This is a genomic window from Actinoplanes sp. NPDC021490 (assembly GCF_055562135.1).
On the sequence record NZ_JBVHFW010000013.1, the window covers coordinates 47,052 to 67,787 of the forward strand.

At 73.3% G+C, this 20,736-nt stretch carries 8 protein-coding genes and 1 riboswitch; of the genes, 1 reads left to right on the forward strand and 7 read right to left on the reverse strand.

The genetic code is table 11. From position 1 onward, the window contains the following. Positions 1-3 precede the first annotated feature (3 nt). A complete protein-coding gene (locus ACZ3I4_RS30225; RefSeq protein ID WP_465385429.1) occupies positions 4-10,530 on the reverse strand; it encodes a hypothetical protein in 10,527 nt (3,508 codons plus the stop codon). Between the two features lie 385 nt (positions 10,531-10,915). Between ACZ3I4_RS30225 and ACZ3I4_RS30230 the strand changes: the two genes are divergently transcribed. Continuing rightward, the gene (locus ACZ3I4_RS30230) at positions 10,916-13,324 is read left to right on the forward strand and encodes a GH92 family glycosyl hydrolase (RefSeq protein WP_465385430.1); all 2,409 of its coding nucleotides are present in this window, start codon (positions 10,916-10,918) and stop codon (positions 13,322-13,324) included. A gap of 144 nt (positions 13,325-13,468) precedes the next feature. Here the strand turns inward: ACZ3I4_RS30230 and ACZ3I4_RS30235 are convergent, their stop codons facing one another. From ACZ3I4_RS30235 to ACZ3I4_RS30260, 6 genes are all read right to left on the reverse strand, one after another. Further along, positions 13,469-14,263, reverse strand: coding sequence for an alpha/beta fold hydrolase (locus tag ACZ3I4_RS30235; RefSeq protein ID WP_465385431.1), 795 nt, complete (start codon positions 14,261-14,263; stop codon positions 13,469-13,471). A 32-nt stretch (positions 14,264-14,295) separates the two neighbouring features. After that, positions 14,296-14,688 (reverse strand): cobalamin biosynthesis protein, encoded by a 393-nt coding sequence (locus ACZ3I4_RS30240; RefSeq protein WP_465385432.1) that lies wholly within the window; start codon positions 14,686-14,688, stop codon positions 14,296-14,298. Positions 14,689-14,818: 130 nt separating this feature from the next. Next, on the reverse strand, positions 14,819-16,168 hold the full coding sequence (locus tag ACZ3I4_RS30245; RefSeq protein WP_465385433.1) for a cobyrinate a,c-diamide synthase: 1,350 nt from the start codon (positions 16,166-16,168) through the stop codon (positions 14,819-14,821). Beyond that, the gene (gene cobO / locus ACZ3I4_RS30250) at positions 16,162-16,761 is read right to left on the reverse strand and encodes a cob(I)yrinic acid a,c-diamide adenosyltransferase (RefSeq protein ID WP_465385434.1); all 600 of its coding nucleotides are present in this window, start codon (positions 16,759-16,761) and stop codon (positions 16,162-16,164) included. Before cobO ends, ACZ3I4_RS30245 begins: the two co-directional genes overlap by 7 nt. After that, on the reverse strand, positions 16,761-18,878 hold the full coding sequence (locus tag ACZ3I4_RS30255; protein WP_465385435.1) for a VWA domain-containing protein: 2,118 nt from the start codon (positions 18,876-18,878) through the stop codon (positions 16,761-16,763). Before ACZ3I4_RS30255 ends, cobO begins: the two co-directional genes overlap by 1 nt. 9 nt (positions 18,879-18,887) lie before the next feature. Further along, positions 18,888-19,010, reverse strand: a riboswitch (cobalamin riboswitch). 140 nt (positions 19,011-19,150) lie between these two features. After that, entirely contained in the window at positions 19,151-20,725 is a 1,575-nt protein-coding gene (locus tag ACZ3I4_RS30260; protein ID WP_465385436.1) for a gluconokinase, read from the reverse strand. Between the last annotated feature and the right edge of the window lie 11 nt (positions 20,726-20,736).

The following is a 20,736-nucleotide window of genomic DNA, read 5'->3' on the forward strand; positions in this document are numbered from 1 at the left end:
GCCTCAGGCGAGCCCCCGGCCCCGGGGCCGGGGCCGCTCGTGGCGGGGCGTGTAAGCCGGGACCCGTACGGGGGTCCGGACCGGCCCGGCGCCCGCGGGCCGGCTCTCGCGCATCGCGATCATCAGGGTCGCCCCGGCCACGATGAGCATGAGCGAGACGAGCGCCGTCCCGGCGATCTGGGCGCCGGTCCTGGGCAGCTTGCCGCTCTTGTCGTCGTCGCCCTTGCCGCCGTCGTCGTCACTGCCGCCGTCGTCACCACCGTTGTCGTCACCACCGCCGGAGGCCTTGGTGCTCAGCTTGAGCATCACCGGGACCGTGTTGTCGGTCGAGTTCCCCTCGGTGCTGGTCGTGCTGATCGTGACCCACATCGGCTGGGTGCCCGGCTTGGCGCTGTTCGACCCGTCGATGGTCAGCAGCAGCTGGTTGCCGTCGAGGCCGGCCGCGTCCGGGGCCGTGCAGACGACGGCGTTCGACGGCGCGTCACCCCCGGCCGCGAAGCATTCGGCCTCGACCGTCGCGGCCTCGGCCTCCGCGCCGACCGAGCCCTCGGCGACCGGGGTGTCGTCCAGCTCGATCGCGGCCGCCCGCACCACCACACCGGCCGGCGGGACGACGGTGAACCGGACGTTGTCGGCGGTGTCGGTGCCCTCGTTGCTGTACGCGATCCGCACCACGACGCCAGTGGCGTCCGGCCCGACCGTCATGGCCGGCTTGTTGTAGGTGACGCTCAGGTTGACCTTGTAGCGGCCGAGCGTGAACTCCGGGATGGCGACGTCGGCGTCGCCGCCGCACGCGCCGTCGGGCTGCGGGTTGGCGCCGAGCGCCTCGTCGACGCAGCCGCCGGTGAGGGTCTCGCCGCCGGTGAGGTCGCTGCTGACGATCACCGGCAGCCGGATCTGCTTGGACGCCCCGGCCGCCAGCGTCACCGTGCAGACGATCGTCCGCGCGGCCGAACCGGCCACACAACCGCTGGGGAGGGCGCCCGCGCTGGTGCCGGCGGGCAGCACGATCGTCGCGACGTACGGGCTGGCGTCGCCCGGGCCCGCATTGGCCAACGTGATCGGCAGGGTGGTGGTCTGGCCGGGCAGGGGCGAGGCGTTGGACGGGCTGCCGACGGTCACGCTGACCGCGAACTCCGTACGGGAGGTGCTGACGAGCATGCCGGACGCGGTCAGCTTGTCGGTGGCGTCGCCGAGGCCGGCCAGCGTGATGCCGTTGGCCCACCAGGCCGCGGTGGACGACGCGCCGGACGCCACGTCGATGCCGATGGACAGCGTCTTGGCCTGGCCCGCGACCAGATCGACGCCGGTGCAGCGGATCGCCGTGCCGCCGATCGTGCAGGTGGCGCCGTCGAGCCGGGCCGACTTGACACTGAAGCCGTCGGGCACGGCGCCCAGCGGCACGGTGAGCGTCAGGCCGGTGTGCGCGACCGTGGCCGACAGCCGGACCGTCGCGGCGCCGGAGGCGCCGGTCGCGATGACCGAGCTGTCCAGCGTGAGCGTGCCGGTCTTGCTGATCGACTGGGCGGCCGGCGTCTCGTCGAGCGACACGTCGAGGTCGCTGCCGCAGGACCTGTTCCCGTCGGCCGACACGCAACCGCCGGTCAGCTTGTCGCCGTTCTTGACCCCGCTGGAGACCACCAGGGGCACCGTCCACGTCTTCGTCCCCGACGCTTCCACGCTGTAGGTACAGGTCAGCACGCTGGCGCTGGTGGCCGTGCAGTCCTGCGCGGCCGTACCGGTGAGCGGGCCGAAGCGGGTGTTGTCCGGTGCGATGAGGGTCGCGGTCCGGCCGGTGGCGTGGGACGGGCCGGCGTTGGTGACGGCCACGCTCATCGACGTCGTGCCGCCGGGTTTGACCGTGGCGCTCGCGTTGGTCGTCCTGTAGGTGACCGCCGCGACCGGCTCGCCGCTGGTGATCAGGTCGGCCAGGCCGGTGGCCGTCTCGCCGCCCGCGGTCACCGTGACACCGGTCGAGCGCCAGGTGAGGCCCGCGGTCGCGCCGGGTGCCACGCTGCCCGTCACGGTCACGGCGGCATTGGCCCCGGTGGCCAGGTTGACGCCGGTGCATCGGATCTCGGTGGCGCCGACCGTGCAGGTCGAGCCGGCCGGGCCGGTGGCGCCGATGACGGTGACTGTGTCCGGCTTGCCGGTCAGCGGAATGGTCACGGTGGCGCCGGTGACCGCCCCGGTCGCGGTGATCCGCAGGACTCCGGAGCCGGTGCGGCCGGGCACGACCGTCGCCGGCACGCCGGCCAGCTGCAGCCGGCCGTTGAGCGGGGTGGCCAGGGTGATGTCCGGGATCGCACTGTCCGACGCCGAGCATGTCGCGCCGGCCGTGGTCCGCACGCATCCGCCGCGGACCGGGTTGGCCGGGTTCAGTGTCGCGTCCGTCGTGAGCGGCAGGGTGACCTGCGAGCGGCCTTGACCGGCCACCGTCATCGGGCAGCTCACCTGGGTCGCCGAGACCCGGGTGCAGGCGCCCGCGGCGGGACCGGTCAGCGGCGGGAAGGTGGTGCCGGTCGGGGCGATCACCGTGTACGTGAGCCCGGTGGCCTGCGACGGCCCGTTGTTGACGGCGGTGAGCGTCAGGGTGCCGGCGCCTCCGGGCAGCACCGTCTGCGGCGCCGGGACGCCGACCGTCACCCGCACGTCGGTCTGCGGCGCGGTGATCGTCGCGGCGCCCGTGATCGTCTGCTCCTTGGACTGCGAGCCTTGCGTGACGGTGACCGCCGGCGACCAGGTGCCGGTCGGGGCCGTGTCCGACACCAGCGAGGTGAGCACGATGTCGGTGGTGCCGCCCGCCGTCACGGAGACGCCGGTGCAGGTGACCGCGCGCTGGCCGACCGAGCAGGAACCCTGGTCGGTGCGGGCCTGCACGATCTGCATGCCGCTGGGCAGGGTGTCGATCGGGATGATCACCGTCATGCCGGTATGGGCCTGGGTCGAGGTGACCGCGACCGTGACCGTGCCGGTGACGCCCGGGGTGAGGCTCGCACCCGGCGAGCTGAGAGTGAGCGCCTGGGCCAGGGTCGCGGTGAGCTGGATGGCCGGCAGCACGGGCTCACCGGCTTCGCACACGTTGTCCCGGTCGAAGTCGACGCAGCCACCGGTGATCGGCTGGGCCGGGTCGGCGTTGGCCGGGATATTGACCGGCAGCGCCCAGGTGACGGGCGCGGCCGCGCCGGCGGGCAGGGTGACCGTGCAGTCCAGCAGCGCGTTGCCGACCAGCGCGCAACCGGTGGGCAGCGGTGTGTCGAACGTGGTGCCGACCGGCGCCTTGACCCGTACGGAGGCATTGGTCAGGTCGCTGAAGCCCTGGTTGTCGAGGGTGCCGGTGATCGTGGCGGTGTCACCGGGGGCCACCGGAGTGGACGGGGCGCTCATCGTGTACTTCACGTCCGGGGCCGGCGCCGAGGTCTGCAGCAGCACACCGGCGCCCTGGCTGGCGCCGCCGGAGCCGTTGGTCAGCGTCGCGATCGGCGCCCAGACCACCCCCGCGGTGAGGTCCGAGGCCGGGTGGATGCGGACCGAGACCAGGTTCTGGTTGGCCCCCTGGGGCAGCGCGATGCCGCTGCAAGTGATCTCGGCGCTGTTCACCGTGCAGAACGATCCGGCCGGGCCGCTTGCTCCGGCGATGTCGACCCGGGCCGGCAGCCGGTCCAGCGGCACGGTCACGCTGAGGCCGCTGAGGGCGCGGTCGGTGGTGCCCCGCAGGTAGCCGGTGCCGATGTCGCCCGGCGTCACGGTGGCCTTCGCGTAGCTCAGCACGGCCTGGTCGGAGAACGGCTTGCCCAGGGTGAACGCGATCGGGTCCTCACAGCTGCCGCCGCCGGGCACGTCGACGCAGCCGCCGGCCACGGAGGCGCCCGCCGTCACGGTTCCGGCGACCTTGATCTTCACCCGGAACTGGACCTGGGCACCGGCCGCCAGGGCCGTGCTGCAGGTGATCTGGGTGGCCGAGTCGGCGACGCAGTAGTTCGCGGCCGTCGTGCCGGACAGGTCGAACGTCGTGCCGGCCGGTGCGGTGAACCGGGCCTGGGCGTTCGGGTTGTCGGAGGTGCCGTTGTTGGTCATCGTGATCGCGGCGTCGCCCGTGCCGCCGGGGAGCACGCTGCCCGCCTCGGGCAGGGCCAGGGCGACGGTCACCTGGGCGTCGGCGGCGCCGACAGTCAGGGCCGCCGGGCGCAGCACGACCGTGTCCCGGCCGGGGTCGCGGATCGTGACGGCCGGTTGCCACGTGGCGCCGGGGGTGGCCCCGGATCCGGCGGTGAAGTCGACGGCCAGGCCGGTCGTGCCGCCGGACGGGAAGTCGGTCGCCGGGCAGGTGGCCGTGCCGGAGGTGATGGTGCAGGGCTGCCCGCCGAGGCGGACGGCGGGAACGGTGACGCCGGCCGGGAGCCCGGCGAGGCTGACGCTGACGCCGAGACCCGGACGGACCGCGCTCGCGGCCAGGTTGACCGTGGCCGTGCCGGTGCGCCCGGGCACGGGCGTGGCCGGGGTGACCGAGGCGGCCGTCAGGACGCTCGCGATCGGAATCCGGAGCCGGAACTGCGGGATGGTCCGGTCGCATGGGCCGGCGGTGTCGAGGTCGACGCAGCCGTCCTTGATCACCGCGCCGTCGTCGGCGTTGCCGGGAATCCGGATCGGCAGGGGGTACGACGCGACCTGCCCGGTGGTGTTGACGTCGATGAGGCAGTTCACGGTCGTCGCCGTGTTGCGGGTGCAGCCGACCGGCATGGTCGTGCCGAAGGTGGTGCTGGTCGGCGCGGTCACCTGCAACGGCGCGTTGAGCCGCGGGATCGCGGTGCCGGTGTTGGCGACCGTGACGGTCAGTGCGACGGTGTCACCCGGCAGCACGTCGTCGTCCGACGGGACGCCGGCGACCGCTGTGTTCAGGACGTATGGCACGGTGCCGACAAGTCCGAGCCGGCTGGAACTGGTCACGGTCTGGGACGGCGAGTGACCGGTGACCGTGATGGCACTGGCGTACCAGCTGTCGCCCGGGGCGGTGCCGCCCGGCGTGTTGACGTCCATCGTGATGACATTGGCTCCGGCGGTCAGGGCCAGGCCGGTGCAGGTGATCGAGGTGGTGCCGTTGGTGTGGCAGCCCGCCGGCGAGGTGGCCGCGGCGGTCCAGCCGGTGGGCAGGTCGCCCAGCGGGATGGTCACGTCGACGGTCTGGTTCCTGGTCGACGTTATGGTCAGCGTGGCCGGGGCCGTGTCGGGGCTGACGCCGGGGTCCAGCGCCGCGCCATCGCCGCGGACCGTGATCTCCTGGTCCAGCCGCGTGGTCAGCGGGATGGCGGGCAGATCCGTGTCGGGCGGGGTCGTACAGGCGCCGTTGTGGTTGATGTCGATGCAGCCGCCGGTGATCGGCTCGGCCGGGTCGGCGGTGGCCGGGACGACGACCGGTACCGCCAGGTTGCGCGTCTGCCCGTTGGTAAGCGACGTGATCGTGCAGGTCAGCGTGGTCTGCGAGCTGTCGGCCACGCAGCCGGTGGGCAGCGGCGTGCCGAACGTGGTGCCGGCCGGGGCGACCACGCCGACCTGGGCGCCGGTGGCGTCGGACGGGCCGGCGTTGGTCAGGGTGACCGGGATCGTGGCGGTCTGGCCCGGCTCGGTCGCGCTGACCACGCCGTACGACGGGTTGACCGTGAACTGCGGGTCGCTGGTGACGGCGAGCTGACGGCCGGCCAGGGCGGCCGAGTTCACGGTGTCGGTGATGGTGATGCCCGTGGTGGTCGCCTTGATTCCGGCCGCGGCGCCGGCCGTGGCTCGTACGGGAATGGTGATGTCCTGCCAGGCGCCCTTGGCGATGCTGGGCCAGGTGCAGCTCACCGTCGTGCCGGACGAGGCGGCGCAGGGGCCGCCCGGGTTGATGGCGCCGAGTGTGAGGTCAGCGTTCTGCAGGGTCACCGGCACCGCGATCGTGAAGTTGGTGAGGGCGCCGTTGTCGGCGGTCACCCGCACCACTGTGTTGCCGCTGTTGCCGGGCACGACGGTGACCGGGGTGACGGTGACCGTGGCGCGGCGCTCCACCGGCTGGCGCAGCGCGATGGCCGGCAGTGCCGCCTCGCACGAGCCGTCGTTGCCGACGTCGACGCAGCCGCCGGTGATGGTGGCGAAGATGTCGGCGTCGGCGGGCACGGCGACCGGCAGGGCCACGCTCGTGGAGCCACCGCTCAGCACGTTCACCCGGCACAGCGTGCGGGTGGTGGTCACCGCCTGGCAGCCTGCCGGCGGCGTGCCGAACGTGGCGCCGGTCGGCGCCGTGACGACGACGACCTGGCTCACGGCATCGGACGGGCCGGCGTTGGCGACGTTCACGGTCACGCCGGCGCTGGTGCCGGGGTCGGTCGAACCGGCCGCCGGCCCCGAGGTGGTGACCGTCAGCGAGGTCTGTGCCGCGCCAATGGCGGCCAGGATGCCGGTGGCCGCGGCGGTCTGAGCGTCGGTGGCGGTGATCGTCAGCGCGGGCGTCCACGTGGCCGGGGCGGCGGCGCCGGTGGCTGTCATGGTGAAGGTGATGTCCGCGCTGTGCCCGGCGCCGCTCAGGTCGACGTCGCCGCAGCTGAAGGTGCCGTTGGGCTGCGGGCTGCAGGTGCCGTTGGGGCCGGTCGCGGTCAGGACGGTCAGGCCGCTCGGCGCGGGGGTGGCGGAGGCGACCACCAGGTTCTGCAGGTTGGACGGGGCGCTGATGGTCAGCGTCGCGGTGGCGGGCGTGGTCGCGCCCGGCGTCACCGTGGCCCGGGTGGTGGTGACGGTGACCTGGGCCTGCAGCGGCGTGCCGACCGGGATGGCCGGCATCGCGGTGTCGGCCGAGGTGCAGACGCCGTTGTTGTCGACGTCGACGCAGCCGCCGGTGAGCCCGGTGCCGGGCTGCACGTTCGACCTGACCCGCACATTGAACGGATAGGCGGTCGCCGGTGCCGCCGCCGTCTGGTCGAAGGTGCAGGTGGCGGTCCTGCCGTCGCCGGCCACGGTGCAGGAGGCGGCGGTGGTGGTGGCCGGGGTGGGCGCGGTGAAGACGGCGCCGTTCGGGGCGATGACGGTGAACGAGGCGCCGACCGCGTCGGACGGGCCGCGGTTGTCGACGCTGACGCTCAGGGAGCCGCCGTCACCGGGCAGGATCGGGCTGGCCGGCGGCGTGACGGTCGCGGTCACGACGCTGCGGGGCGCGCCGATCCGGGCCAGTGTCTGGTCGGGCACGGTTACCGTGCCGGCCGGAATGACGGCGGCGGCGCCCTGCACCGTCCAAGGAGCGGCGGCCGCGTCGGGGGCCGCGGTGAGCGCCAGGTTGATGTCCTGCGGCACCGAGGTGGCGATGGTGGGGATCGTGCAGGTGGCCACATTGGCCGAGATCGGGCAGACGGTGCCGCCGGTGGCCAGGGTCACGCCGGAGACTGTCAGGCCGGCGGGCCGCGGGGTCAGCGGAATCGTCACCGTGGTGCCGGAGAGCGTGGCGCGGGTCGCCGAGACGCTGAGCTTCGCCGTCGCGGTGTCGCCCGGAGTCACGGTGACCGGGCTCGAGGAGAAGCTGATCTGGGATGCGGCCGGCACCTTCAGGGTGATCGGCGGGATCGCGGCGTCGCCCGAGCCGCAGCCGGGATAGCCGTCCAGGTCGATACAGCTGCCGCTGATCGTCTTGTCCGGGTCGGCGTTCGGCGCGACCACCAGCGGCACGGTCAGCTGCGCGGTCGAGGCGCCGACGGCCAGGCCGGTCGAGCAGGTGAGTTGCGTGTTGCCCGCGTTCACCTGGCAGACGGCCGAAGTGTTGGCGTCGAGGGCGCCGATCGCCGTGCCGTTCGGGGCGGTCACGGTGAAGGCGGCGGGAGAGGCGATCGACGGGCCGGCGTTGGTCACGGTCAGCGGGACGTTGGCCGTGCCGCCGGGCAGGACGGTGCCGGGGGCGGGCACCGAGACGGCGGCGTTGAGCGTGAACGAGGACGCGCCCGTGGTGGCCAGGGCTCCGTTGGTGGTGACCTGCTCGTCGCCGGACTGGACAGTGATGCCGTTGGCGGTCCAGATCTGCGCCCCGGCCGCCGACGCGGCGACCTGCACGGTCAGCTGGACGTTCTTGGGCACGGAGGCGGTCAGGTCGACGCCGGTGCAGACGATCGACGGGCCGGTGAGGTCGCAGGCGCCGCCGGCGACCGTGGCGGCGCTCACCGTGAAACCGGTGGGCAGCGCCGACTTCGGGATCGTCACCCGCATGCCGGTCTCAGCCTGGGTCGAGGTGAGCGCGATCCGGCCGGTGCCGCTGCTGCCCGGCGTGATCGTGGCCGGGGTGGCCGCCACGGTCAGCCGGTTGGCCAGCGTCGGGCGCAGCGCGATGTCGGGCAGGGCCGAGTCGGTCGCGCCGCCGCAGGACGAGTCGTTGTCGAGGCTGACGCACCCGCCGGTGATCGGGGTCGAGGCGTCGGCGCCGGCCGAGACCAGCAGGGGCAGCGCGAGGGAGACCGCCGGGTCGGTCGGCGACTGGGTCACCGTGCACCGCAGCGTGGTCGGGGTGAGCGTCTGGCAGGCGCTGCCGACCGCGCCGGTCAGCGGGCCGAACGTCGTGATCGGCGGGGCGACCACCACGAAGGGCGCCGAGACCGCGTTGGACGGGCCCTGGTTGGAGACGTCGACGGTGACGGTGGCCGGCTGGCCGGGGCTCACCGTACGGGCCGCCGGGCCCTGCGCGGCGACGCTGAGGGTGTAACGCGGCACGGCCGAGACGAGAGTGCCGGTCGCCGTGCCGGTCGAGTCGCCCGACGTGGCCGTGACCGGGCCGGTCCAGTTGGCCGTGGCGCCGGGGGCCAGGGTCACCGGCACGGCCAGGGTCGTGGTGCCGGCCGTGCCCCCGGTCATGGCCGGCACGTTGACGGTGCAGCGGAGCGCGCCGACGGCCATCGCGCAGGTGCCGCCGGTCGCGCCGGACGCGCCGAGTGTGTAGCCGGAGGGCGCGGCCGGGAATGTGACCGTCGTGCCGGTGGCCGGGAGCGCGCCCACGTTGGCGATCTTGACCGTGGCGTTGACCCGGGCCCCGCCGGGCGTGGCGGCGGCCGGGGTGATGCTGACGCCGTTGTCGATGTTGACGTCCGGGTCGGTGACGGTGACCAGCCGGCCGTAGCCGTTCACGGCCTTGCCGTTGAGCGTGGTCGCGATGTTGGCCAGATCCCAGGTCGTGCCGGGGGCGGTGTTGAGGGCGGCCGACGTGTTGAGCGTGATCGTGGCGTCCCCGCCCGCCGGGACGGACACGTTGGTGCAGGTGACGTCGGAGGCGTTGACGGTGCACGTGCCGGTGGCCGAGGTGGCCGAGGTGACCCGTACGCCGGTCGGGATGGTGCCGGTCGGAATGGTGACCGTGGTCGAGTCCGCGTCCGACGGACCGGCGTTGGTGATCTTGACCGTGGGGGTGGCGGTCTTGCCGGCGGCCAGAGAGGCGCCGTTCACGGTGATCGTTCCGCCGGTGGTGGACCGGGGCAGGGCGGAGGCGAGCGCGGTGCCGCCGCCATTGATGGTCATCACGGCGCTGCCGACCGTCGGGACCGGGGTGCTCTTCGCCTCGATCGAATTCGCGGCGGGCAGCCAGGCCGGCGCGGCCCCGGTAGCGGAGGACTTCAAAGTGACCGGAAGGGAGACCTTGGCGGTGCCGTTACCTGGCACGGTGACCCCGGTGCAGACGATGTACTGGGCGCCGCTCGTGTCGCAGGAACCGGTCGGGACGCTCGGGGTGCCGAGGGTGTAGTAGGTCGCGTCCGGCTTGGGGATCCGGATCGTGGTGTTGGTCGCGGCCACGTCGCCGGTGTTACTGACCGTGACGGTGGGCGTTCCGGATTCACCCGGTCGCAGGTTGGCCCCGGTGGCGGTGATCGTGCCCAGTTTGATGGTGCCCTGGCAGATCGCCTCGCCGATGACCACGTTCCCGCTTACCGCGGGCCCGGCTGCCTGGAGCAACTGCAGGTCCAAACCCCGCAGGGTATAGACGAACTCGCCGGTGCCGGTGTTCCACGTCGCGGCCCGAGTGTTGACCTTTCCCGTGAGCACGCCCGTCACGCCTACGGTCGCGTTGACGCCGACGTTGGCCGCCAAACCGCCGACCTTGACGTTGGCCGTCGTCGGCGTGGTCGTGATGTCCGAGGCGGTCATCTGACAGGCCACTTTCAGCGCGTCGGCGGTGATCACGCCGCTCAAAAGGCTCAGCCCGGTGACACCGCCCTCGGCCCGGCCGCCCCCGGTCGCCGGTCCGGCATTGGCGATGACGGCGCCGGCCGTGACCACGGTGGCTCCGGGCAGTCCGACACTGGCATTGAGCAAGCCGTTGTCGTCCAGAGTCCGCCCGTCCCTCCAGCCGGCCTCGGGCGGCACCGAGGCGCCGAGCGGAAGCCCGAGCAGCGTGAGGTTGACCCGGATGGCCGACGCGCTGGAGTTCACCGAGGTGGCGGCGTACGCGGCGCTGGGCACCGTGAACATCGCGACAGCCACCACGGCGGCCACGAGAAGGGCGAGCCGCTTGACCGGAATAGGCCGATGGAAGAACACCAGTCGATCTTCTAGGCGTCATGCCGCATAAGTCCGTCGTTCGCCGAATGTCTCGACATTCCTTGCTTTTATCCGCCGCCGGAATTGCGCGAATCAATTACCCCACCAGCCCCGGCAGCCACTTCGGTGATGCCCGGTTATCCGTCTCGCGCACACCGACTGCTCATTCCACATGAGAACGCGCGAGCACAGTGCCGAAAGCGCGCGGCCATCCCTCAGCCGTCCGGAGAAACGCCTCCACGCTTTACACACCAATGGTTTCCGGTTTCCGGACTCAGCGATCGATCACTCACGATACGTGCCGTCCATGCGCCGTTCACCCCTCCGGAGGCGCGAAAACCGGTCTCGTGAAGTACGTTTTGCGCAACATTTGAAAGGATGACGCATGTCGATTCCGAGAATTCGTCGGACATTAACCGCCGCGACGGCCTTCACGATGATCCTGACAATCGGCGCCGCGGCGTCGGCCGAGGCCTCCCCAGCCGCGCTGGTGGCCGATCCGGCGGCGTACGTGGACCCGTTCGTCGGAACCACCCGCGGGGGCAACACCTGGCCCGGCGCGACCCGCCCGTTCGGCATGATGGCCTGGAGCCCGACCGCCACGACCGGCGACCAGACCGGTGCGCCGGCCTCCAACGGATACGACTACAACGTCACCCGGGTGCGCGGCTTCAGTCTGACCCACGTCAATGGCGCGGGGTGCTCGCCGGGGGCCGCCGGGGACGTGCCGATCCTGCCCCACGTGGGCCCGATCGACTCCTCTCCGACCGCCGACACGCGGGACGCGAAGTACGCCTCGACATTCAGCCACGCGAATGAAAGCGCTACCCCTGGGCGGTATGCCGTGACCCTCGACTCGGGGGCCCGGGCCGACCTCGCCGTCAATACCCGGGCGGGCGTCGGCGACTTCACCTTCCCGGCCGGTTCGCCGGCCAGCCTGCTGTTCCGGACGTCGAATTCGCTCAATGGCAGCGAGGACGCCGCCATCGACATCGACCCCTCCACCCGTACGGTGGAAGGCTGGGTTCTGACGGGCGGATTCTGCGGCCGGCGGGGCAACGGCGGGGGCGCGGCCAATCCCAACCGCCGCTCCTATTACAAGCTCTATTTCAGCGCCGTCTTCGATCGGGACTTCGCGACCACGGGCACCTGGCAGAACTCGGCGCTCAACCCGGGGGCCACGACGGCATCCGGAGGCGAGGGCTATCTGACCGGCGCCGACCGGGCGGGCAAGGGCTCCGGCGGCTGGGTCGGCTTCGATACGGCTACCGACAGTGATGTCCGCATGCGGATCGGGATCTCGTACGTGAGTGCGAGCGGGGCCGCGGCCAACCGTGAGACCGAGGTTCCCGACGGTTCGACGCCATCGACCGTGGGCGATGCGACGCGGGACGCCTGGAACACCGAACTGAAGCGCATCCGGGTCGGCGGCGGCACCGAGGACCGAACGAGGGCCTTCTATACCGCGGTCTACCACTCGCTGATGCAGCCACAGACGATGAACGATCTCGACGGACAGTATCTGGGCGCCGATCTGTTGGCGCACCGGCTTCGGGCCGGGCAGAAAGCGGCGTACGGAACCTTCTCCGGATGGGACCAGTACCGGGCGCAGATCCAGCTGCTGGGGCTGCTGCGACCGGACGTGGCCGGCGACATGGCGACCTCGATGGCCGACTTCGCGGCCCAGAACAACGGCATCTGGGACCGGTGGCTGCACCTGGGCGCGCCGACGCATGTGATGACCGGCGACCCGGCCGCGCCCACCCTGGCCACCTGGTACGCGATGGGCGTGCGCAACTTCGACGCCCGGGCCGCGCTGGACTCGCTCGTCCGCCAGGCCACCGTGCAGAACCCGGACGCGCTGTCGGACGCCGGCTGCCCCGGCCAGTGCACCGGCCAGCGGGCCACGCTCGACACCTATCTGGCCCTGCGCTACGCGGCCAACGACATCTGCCACTGCTGGGGCGGGACGGCCGAGACCCTGGAGAACTCGCTGGCCGACTTCTCGCTGGCGATGTGGTCGCAGCGGCTCGGCCTGAACTCGCGTCAGCGTGAGCTGCGGCCGCGCGGCGACTACTGGAAGAGCACGTACAACCCGGCCGTGGGCTATCAGGCGGCGCGGCGTGCGGACGGCTCCTGGCAGGCCGGGTTCACGCCGTCGACCGATGTCGGGTTCGCCCAGGGCTCGAGCGCCACGTACACCTGGATGGTGCCGCAGGACGTCTCCGGGCTGGCCACGCTGATGGGCGGCCGGTCGGCGGCGGCCGCGCGGCTCGACACGCTGTTCCACGACGAGAACGGCAACTGGGCCGTGCTCGGCGGCAACGCTCTGCGCTACGACCCGACGAACGAGCCGGGGATCCACGCGCCATGGCTCTACAACGGGCTCGGGCAGCCGTGGAAGACCCAGGAGACCGTACGGCAGATCGTCGACACCGCGTACGGCGTGGGCCCCGGCGGCCTGCCCGGCAACGACGACCTGGGCACGATGAGCGCCTGGTACGTGTTCGCCGCGATCGGCCTGTTCCCGCAGGTGCCGGGGCGCGCCGAGATGCTGGTCGGCAGCCCGGTCTTCACCCGGGTCGAGCTCACCCGCGGCAACAACGTGCGCCTGGTCGTCAACGCGAACAGCACCGACAAGTACGTCGGGAGCGCCCGCTTGAACGGGTCGGGGCTGAACCGGTCGTGGCTGCCGGAGTCGTTCGTCCTGCGCGGGGGCACGCTCGACCTCACGCTGGGCGCGACCGCCGGCACCTGGGCCACCGCGCCCGACTCCTGGCCCCGCGACCACTGACCTTCCCCGCCGGGGGGCGTCGACCCGTGGTTCGACTTCCGCGATGCCTCGAATCAACCCCCGGGCTGACGCCCCCGGCACCGGGCCCGGCCTACCGTCTCGGGCATGACCCTCAACCTGCTTCAGCCCTTCCCCCGCCCGGCGTCAGACGGTCGCCAGAAAGGAGGCCAGCGCCTCGTCGAAGGCGGCCGGCTGTTCGAGGTTGGGCAGGTGGCCGGCGTGCTCGACGATGACCAGGGCCGCGTGCGGGATCAAGGCCTTCATGGCCTCGGCGTCGGCGACGGGGGTGAATTCGTCGTCGCGGCCGACCACGATCAGCGTGGGCACCGAGACCGTGGTCAGCAGCTCCCGATAGTCGTCGCGCTCGGCCCGGCCCCGCAGCGCGGCGGCCGCACCGGCGGCGGGAGCGCTCGTCATCATGGCCATGACGTGCTCGGCCACGGCGGGCATGGCGTCGACGTTGTAGGCGGCGAGCATCTTCGACAGGTTCTCCTTGGCATACCCGATCGTCCCCTCGGCCTCGAACCGGTCGGCCGTCTCGCGGCGCAGCTCCCGGCCCTCGGGCGTGTCGGCCCGCGGGAAGGTGTCGGCCAGGATCAGCCCGCGGATCCGGTCCGGGAACTGCCGGTAGCACTCCATGACGATCTGCCCGCCCATCGACAGCCCGCCCAGCACGAAATCGCCGATCCCGAGGCGGTCGGCCAGCCCGGCCACGTCCCGGGCAAAGGTCGGCAGCGGCGTCGTGCCCGCAACCACGGTCGTCGCGCCGTAGCCGCGCAGATCCGCGGTGATCACCCGCCACCCCGAGCCGGCGAGCGCCTCGACCTGCGGCCGCCACATCGAGCGGTCGAACGGGTGCCCGTGCACCAGCACCAGAGGCCGCCCGGCCCCGGAGTCGTCGTAGCCGATCGTGATCCCGTTGACCGCCGCTTCGCTCATACAACCGACGCTAGGTCCCGGGGAGGTGCGGGCTAAACGGCCAATCCCGGGGTCGCGGCTATCGCGACGGTCACGGCCGGGAAGACGCGCTTGGGCAGCAGCAGTGAGCTGCCGGGGCCGGTGGCGCACAGGGCGGCGGCCTCGGCCACGCTCGGGGTGCCGACTGCGGCGGCCACCCTTGCGCTGGGGGCGGGGACGTTGCGGGCGGCCAGCTCGGCGGCCGGGAACAGAACCAGCCGCCAGCCGCGCGCCAACGCCAGGTCCCGCACGGGTGCATCGGCGCCGCGGCGATCCAGCGTGGCCAGCACGGTGACGTCGGACGAGGCCAGCCCGGCCGAGGACAGGGCTGCGTCGACGGCCGCACGCAGCTCATCCGCGGACGCCGAACGGCGTGCGCCGACGCCGACGCCGACGGCCACCGTCATCGCGCGCCGACGCGCCCGGCGGCCCGGCCTTCGCGACCAGCCGCGGCCCGGCCTTCGCGACTGGGCCGGCCATCGTGACCGGGCCGGCCTTCGCGACCAGCCGCAGGCCGGCCGGTGGGGCGAGGGGCGGTCACAAGCCGGTGACCAGGCGGGAGGCGAAGCCCGGGTTGCCGGCCCAATGCAGGTGCAGATATGAGGCCTGCACCGACGGGGTGGCGAAACCCTCGGGGTCGGCGCCGCGCCAGGCCCAGGCGGCTCCGGTGGCCGGGGAGAGCAGGAGGCCCGAGCGGGGATGGACGGTGGTGCGGTGGAATTCGTGGCCGGTGACCCGGGTGCCGGCGGGCGCCAGCGGGCTGTCGGTGAGGGCCACCGCGTCCCGGTAGCCCAGGGTCAGCGTGGGGGTCATGGCCGCTTCGGCGTCGATGACGCCGCACATGGGGGCGCCGTCGAGGGTCTGGCAGAGCCAGAGCAGGCCGGCGCATTCGGCGACGATGCGGCCTCCGTCCGCGGCCAGGCCGGCCACGGCGCGGCGCAGGGGCTCGTTGGCCGAGAGCTCCTTGGCGTAGACCTCGGGGAAGCCACCGCCGACGACCAGGGCCCGCGTGCCGTCGGGCAGGGACTCGTCGCGCAGCGGGTCGACGGTCACGACCTCGGCGCCCGCGCCCTGCAGGAGCTCGGCCGTCTCGGCGTACGCGAACGAGAACGCGGGACCGCCGGCCAGCGCCACCACCGGCCGGTCGGCGACCGGGTCGGCCGCCCGCGGCGACCAGGGCGTGGCGTCCAGCGGCGGGGCCGAGCGGGCGATCGCCATGACCTCGGCCAGGTCGATCGACGATTCGATCAGCGACGCGAGGGCGTCCACCGACTCGCGGGCCTCGGCGCGGCGTTCGGCCGCCGGCACCAGGCCGAGGTGGCGCGACGGGGCGGCCACGGCGTCGGCGCGGCGCATCGCGCCCAGCACGGGTGTGCCGACCTCTTCGCAGGCCTCGCGCAGGATCGCCTCGTGCCGGTCGGAGCCGACCCGGTTCAGGATCACACCGGCCATCCGGACACGGCCGAAGCTGCGGAAGCCGTGCACCAGGGCGGCGATCGAGCGGCCCTGCGCCGCCGCGTCGACCACCAGGATCACGGGGGCGTCGAGCAGCTGGGCGACCTGGGCCGTCGAGCCGGTCTCGCCCGCGCCGGTGCGACCGTCGTACAGGCCCATCACGCCCTCGATCACCGCGAGCGACGCGCCCTCGGCACCGTGGGCGAACAGCGGCCCGATCAGGTCCTCGCCGACCAGCACGGGGTCGAGGTTGCGGCCCGGCCGGCCCGCCGCGAGCGCGTGATAGCCGGGGTCGATGTAGTCGGGTCCGACCTTGAACGGGGCCACCGGCAGGCCCCGGCGCACGAAGGCGGCCAACAGCCCGGTCGCCACCGTCGTCTTGCCGTGTCCCGACGCGGGCGCGCCGATCACGACGCGCGGCATGGTCACCATTCGATGCCCTGCTGCCCCTTGCGGCCCGCGTCCATCGGGTGCTTCACCTTCGTCATCTCGGTCACCAGGTCGGCCGCCTCGAGCAGGGCCGGCGCCGCGTCCCGCCCGGTGATCACCACGTGCTGGGTGCCCGGACGCTCGGTCAGCGTGGCCACCACGTCGTCGACGTCGATCCAGCCCCACTTCATCGGGTATGTGAACTCGTCGAGCACCAGGAACTTGTATGTCTCGGCGGCCAGGTCGCGCTTGATCTGCGCCCAGCCCTCGGCGGCCTCGGCGGCGTGGTCGCGCTCGGTGCCCGCGCGCTGGATCCACGACCAGCCCTCGCCCATCTTGTGCCAGGTCACGGGGGCTCCCCCGGCCTGGCCGAGCGCCTTGAGCGCGGATTCCTCGCCGACCCGCCACTTCTCCGACTTCACGAACTGGAATACGCCGATCGGCCAGCCCGCGCTCCACGCGCGCAGCGCCATGCCGAACGCGGCGGTCGACTTGCCCTTGCCGTGTCCGGTGTGGACGGCGAGCACGGCCTGCCGGCGGCGCTGCCGGGTCGTCAGGCCGTCGGCGGGCACGGTCGTGACTTTTCCCTGCGGCATCAGGCGACCCGTCCCATCTGCAGGCTCTCCAACGGCATCACGTCGGCGCCGAGCGCGGTGGCCAGGCGTGCGGCCAGCCCCAGGCGGATCGGTCCGGACTCGCAGTCGACGACCACGGTGGAAACCCCGGCCAGAGCGGGTGCCACCCGTACGGGATCGGGTCCGCTCGTCGCCCGGCCGTCGGTCACCACGATCAGCAGCGGACGCCGGCGCGGGTCCCGGCGGCGCTCGGTGGCGATGGTCGCGGCCGCCCTCTTCAACCCTTCGGCCAGCGGCGTACGCCCTCCCGTGCGCAGGGTCGCCAGCCGGAGCACCCCGACCTCGTGGCTGGACGTGGGCGGCAGCACCTGCTCGGCCTCGTGCCCGCGGAACGTGATCATCCCGATCCGGTCGCGCCGCTGGTAGGCGTCGCGCAGCAGCGACAGCACGGCCGTCTTGACCACGGTCATCCGCTTGCGGGCGGCCATCGAGCCGGACGCGTCGACCACGAACAGCACGAGGTTGGATTCGCGTCCGACGTGCACGGCCTCGCGCAGATCGCGGGGGCCGACCTGACGCGCCCCGCGATGCAGGGCGGCGCGCAGCGTGGCCGGAAGGTGCGGCGCCCCGGAGAGCCGTCCGCGCGGCACCCGCGACCCGACGACCCGCCCGCGCCGCGACAGCGACGGCGAGCGGCGCCCGGCGTGACCACCCTCGCCGCGGCGGGCGATGCTCAGCGTCCTCGTGCGGTAGGCGGTGCCAGGCGCGACCGCGGCGGCGGCGGCAGCACCCCGGCCACCGGACGCATCGTCACCGGACGCATCGTTACCGGGTGCATCGCGGCCGGACGGATCATCGCGTCCCGGCGGATCATCGCCGTCCCGGCTGCCCGTCGTCTCGCCTGCCCGAGGCGGAAACGCACCGTCACCCGATTTATCGGATATGTCGGGTGACGCGGAGCGGTCGGGCGAACCGTCGTCCGGGCCCGGCCCTCCCCCGTCCGGTCCGCGTCCCCCACCACCGGGGTCGTCGTCGGGGTCGTCGTCCGGCGAGTCGTCCCGCCGATCGGCCTCGAGCTGCGCGTCCGCCTCGGCCAGCGCCTCCTCGAGCCGTTCCTCGTCGGTTCCCGGCGGGTCCAGCGGATCCTTCCGGCGCCGGTGCGGCAACGCGAGCCGGGCCGCATCCCGGACGTCCTCCGGGGTCACCCGCTCGCGCCCCTGCCAGGCGGCCAGGGCCACGGCGCACCGCGCCACCACGATGTCGGCGCGCATGCCGTCCACCCCGTACGCGAGGCTGATCCGCGCGATCCGGTCAAGCTCCCCGTCCGGCAGCACCACCCGAGGCAGCAGTTCGCGGGCGGCCACGATTCGTTCCGCCAGCGCGACCTCGTCGCCGGCGAACCGCTCGGCGAACGCGTCGGGCGAAGCCTCGTAGGCCAGCCGCCGCCGCACCACCTCGGCCCGCTCGCGCGGCTCCCGGGGCGCCGCGACGTTGACCACGAGCCCGAACCGGTCCACCAGCTGCGGCCGCGGCTCGCCCTCCTCGGGGTTCATCGTGCCGACGAGCAGGAAGCGGGCCGCGTGCTTGACCGACACGCCGTCCCGCTCGACGTGCGCCCGGCCCATCGCCGCCGCGTCCAGCAGCAGGTCGACGAGGTGATCGGGCAGCAGGTTGACCTCGTCGACGTAGAGCACCCCGCGGTGGGCCGCGGCGAGCAGCCCCGGCTCGTACGCCTTGACCCCGTCGGCCAGCGCACGCTGAATGTCCAGCGTGCCCACGACCCGGTCCTCGGTCGCCCCCACCGGCAGCTCGACCAGCGTGGCCGGGCGTCGCAGCGCGGGGGTGTCGGTGGCGTGCGGGCCGTCCGGGCAGAGCGGGTCGGGCTCGGCCGGGTCACAGGCGAACCGGCAGCCGCGCACGACGGCGACGTCGGGCAGCAGCGCGGCCACGGCGCGTACGACGGTGCTCTTGGCGGTGCCCTTCTCGCCGCGGACCAGCACTCCGCCCACGGCGGGTGAGACGGCGGTCAGCAGCAGGGCGAGGCGCAGGTCGGGCAGCCCGACCACGGCCGAGAACGGGTACGGCGTCACGTGGATCCCTTCTGCGCGGGTGTCCACGCCCGCGCGGGCAGATGGCACGAGCGGCCGGAGTCTCCTGACTCCCGGATCATCGCTCGCCGCGCGCCTTCCGGCCGTACGGGCCGTGGCATTCACGCGGGTCGCTCCCCGGTCACAGTGGCGGGACCGTCCCGGATTCGCACCGGGTTCCTCCGCTTCCGCTCGCCCGTTACTCTTTCTCACCGGCGCGCGCGCCGTCAACGCGGGGTGATCAGCGCCGCCCTCCCGAGCCATGGCGAGCCGTCAGACCCGGGTCAACCGCGAGCCGTCAGGCCCGGGTCGCGCGGCAGCTCTCAGGCCCGGGTCGCCGGCACCGCCTTCTCCGTCGTCGGCAACGGCTGCGGGGCCAGCTTGTCGAGCTCCTTGACCACGTCCAGCACGGCCAGCGCCGACGTCTCCACGAGCGGCCGCAACCGGGCGTACAGCTTGGCGTTGACCGGGTCGGGTTCGGTTCGCGCCCCGATCGGGGTCAGCTCGGCCGCGGCCTCGAGGTCGGGCAGTTCGCCGATGGCGTGGCGGGCGAGCAGGCAGGCACCGAGCGCCGTGCCCTCCGGCGTCTCGGCCACCGACACCGGCAGGTCGAGCGTGGCCGCCAGCACCCCGACCCAGAGCTCCGACGCGACCGCCCCGCCGGTGGCGCGTACGGAGGTCAGCGGAATGCCCTCGGCCGTGAACGAGTCCTTGACCAGGGCGAGCTGCTGGCAGACGCCCTCGACGGCCGAACGCACGAGGTGGGCCCGCCCGTGCTCGCGGCGCAGCCCCAGATAGGCGCCGCGCAGGCCGGGACGCCACCAGGGCGCCCGCTCGCCGAGCAGGTAGGGCAGGCACAGCAGTCCGTCGCTGCCGGCCGGCGCGCTCTGGGCCTCCATCAGCAGGGCGGCGTCGCGCTCGTCGGCGTCCTCCCCTTCGGCGCCCGGCCGCTCGAACCCGCTCGCGAAGCTCTGCCCGGCCCATCGCACCACCGAGCCCGCGTTGTTGACCGCGCCGCCGATCACCCAGCGGTCGTCGGTCAGCGCGTAACAGAACAGCCGGCCCGCCTTGTCGGCCGTCGGGCGGTCGACCACCGTCCGCAGGGCGCCGCTCGTGCCCAGCGAGATCGCCGCGACCCCGGCCGGGGTGGCGCCGACCCCCAGGTTGGCCAGCGGACCGTCGGCCGCCCCGATGATCAGCGGCGTCTCCGGGTCGAGGCCCGCGGCCTGGGCGACGTCGGCCCGCAACCGCAGCCGGGTGGTGGTGGGCAGGACCTCGGCCAGCTGTTCGGCGCGCACCCCGGTCAGTTCGAGGGCTTCCGGGTCCCAGCGGCGCTCGTGGATGTCGTACATGCCGGTGCCGCTGGCGATCGACAAGTCCACGGCGAAGGGGGCATCGGCCAGCCCGGCCAGCATGAGTTCCTTGACGCCACCCCAGCGCGGCGTCCCGCGCAGCGTCTCGGGATCGTTGTCCCGCCACCAGACCAGTTTGGTCAGCGGCGACATCGGGTGGACCGGCGTCCCCGTACGGGCCTGGAGCCCTTTGCTCCGGCCCTCGGCCACGAGGCGCTCGCTCTGTTCGCCGGCCCGTCCATCGGCCCAGGTGACGAGCGGGCCGAGCGGGCTGCCGGCCGCGTCCATCGGCACGACACCGTGCAGGAACGCGCTGAGCCCGATGGCGATCACGTGGTCCCCGTTGTCGCGGCAGGCGGCGGCCACGTCGATCAGCGCCTTGACCGCGGCGTTGCGCAGCGCGAACGGGTCGAGCTCGGCCCGCCCGGAACCGGGCACGCTCAACGTGTAATGGACGCTGGTCTGGGCGCGGAGACTGCCGTCCGGCCCGGCGGCGACGCCCTTGGTCGCGGTGGTCCCGGTGTCGATCCCGATCACAACATCCATGCCCCCAACCT

Excerpts from the sequence above, each read along its gene's own strand:
- ACZ3I4_RS30260 (WP_465385436.1), bottom strand. The coding sequence starts at position 20,725 with ATGGATGTTGTGATCGGGATCGACACCGGGACCACCGCGACCAAGGGC.
- cobO (WP_465385434.1), bottom strand. The coding sequence starts at position 16,761 with ATGCCGCAGGGAAAAGTCACGACCGTGCCCGCCGACGGCCTGACGACC.
- ACZ3I4_RS30230 (WP_465385430.1), top strand. The coding sequence starts at position 10,916 with ATGTCGATTCCGAGAATTCGTCGGACATTAACCGCCGCGACGGCCTTC.
- ACZ3I4_RS30235 (WP_465385431.1), bottom strand. The coding sequence starts at position 14,263 with ATGAGCGAAGCGGCGGTCAACGGGATCACGATCGGCTACGACGACTCC.
- ACZ3I4_RS30240 (WP_465385432.1), bottom strand. The coding sequence starts at position 14,688 with ATGACGGTGGCCGTCGGCGTCGGCGTCGGCGCACGCCGTTCGGCGTCC.
- ACZ3I4_RS30245 (WP_465385433.1), bottom strand. The coding sequence starts at position 16,168 with ATGGTGACCATGCCGCGCGTCGTGATCGGCGCGCCCGCGTCGGGACAC.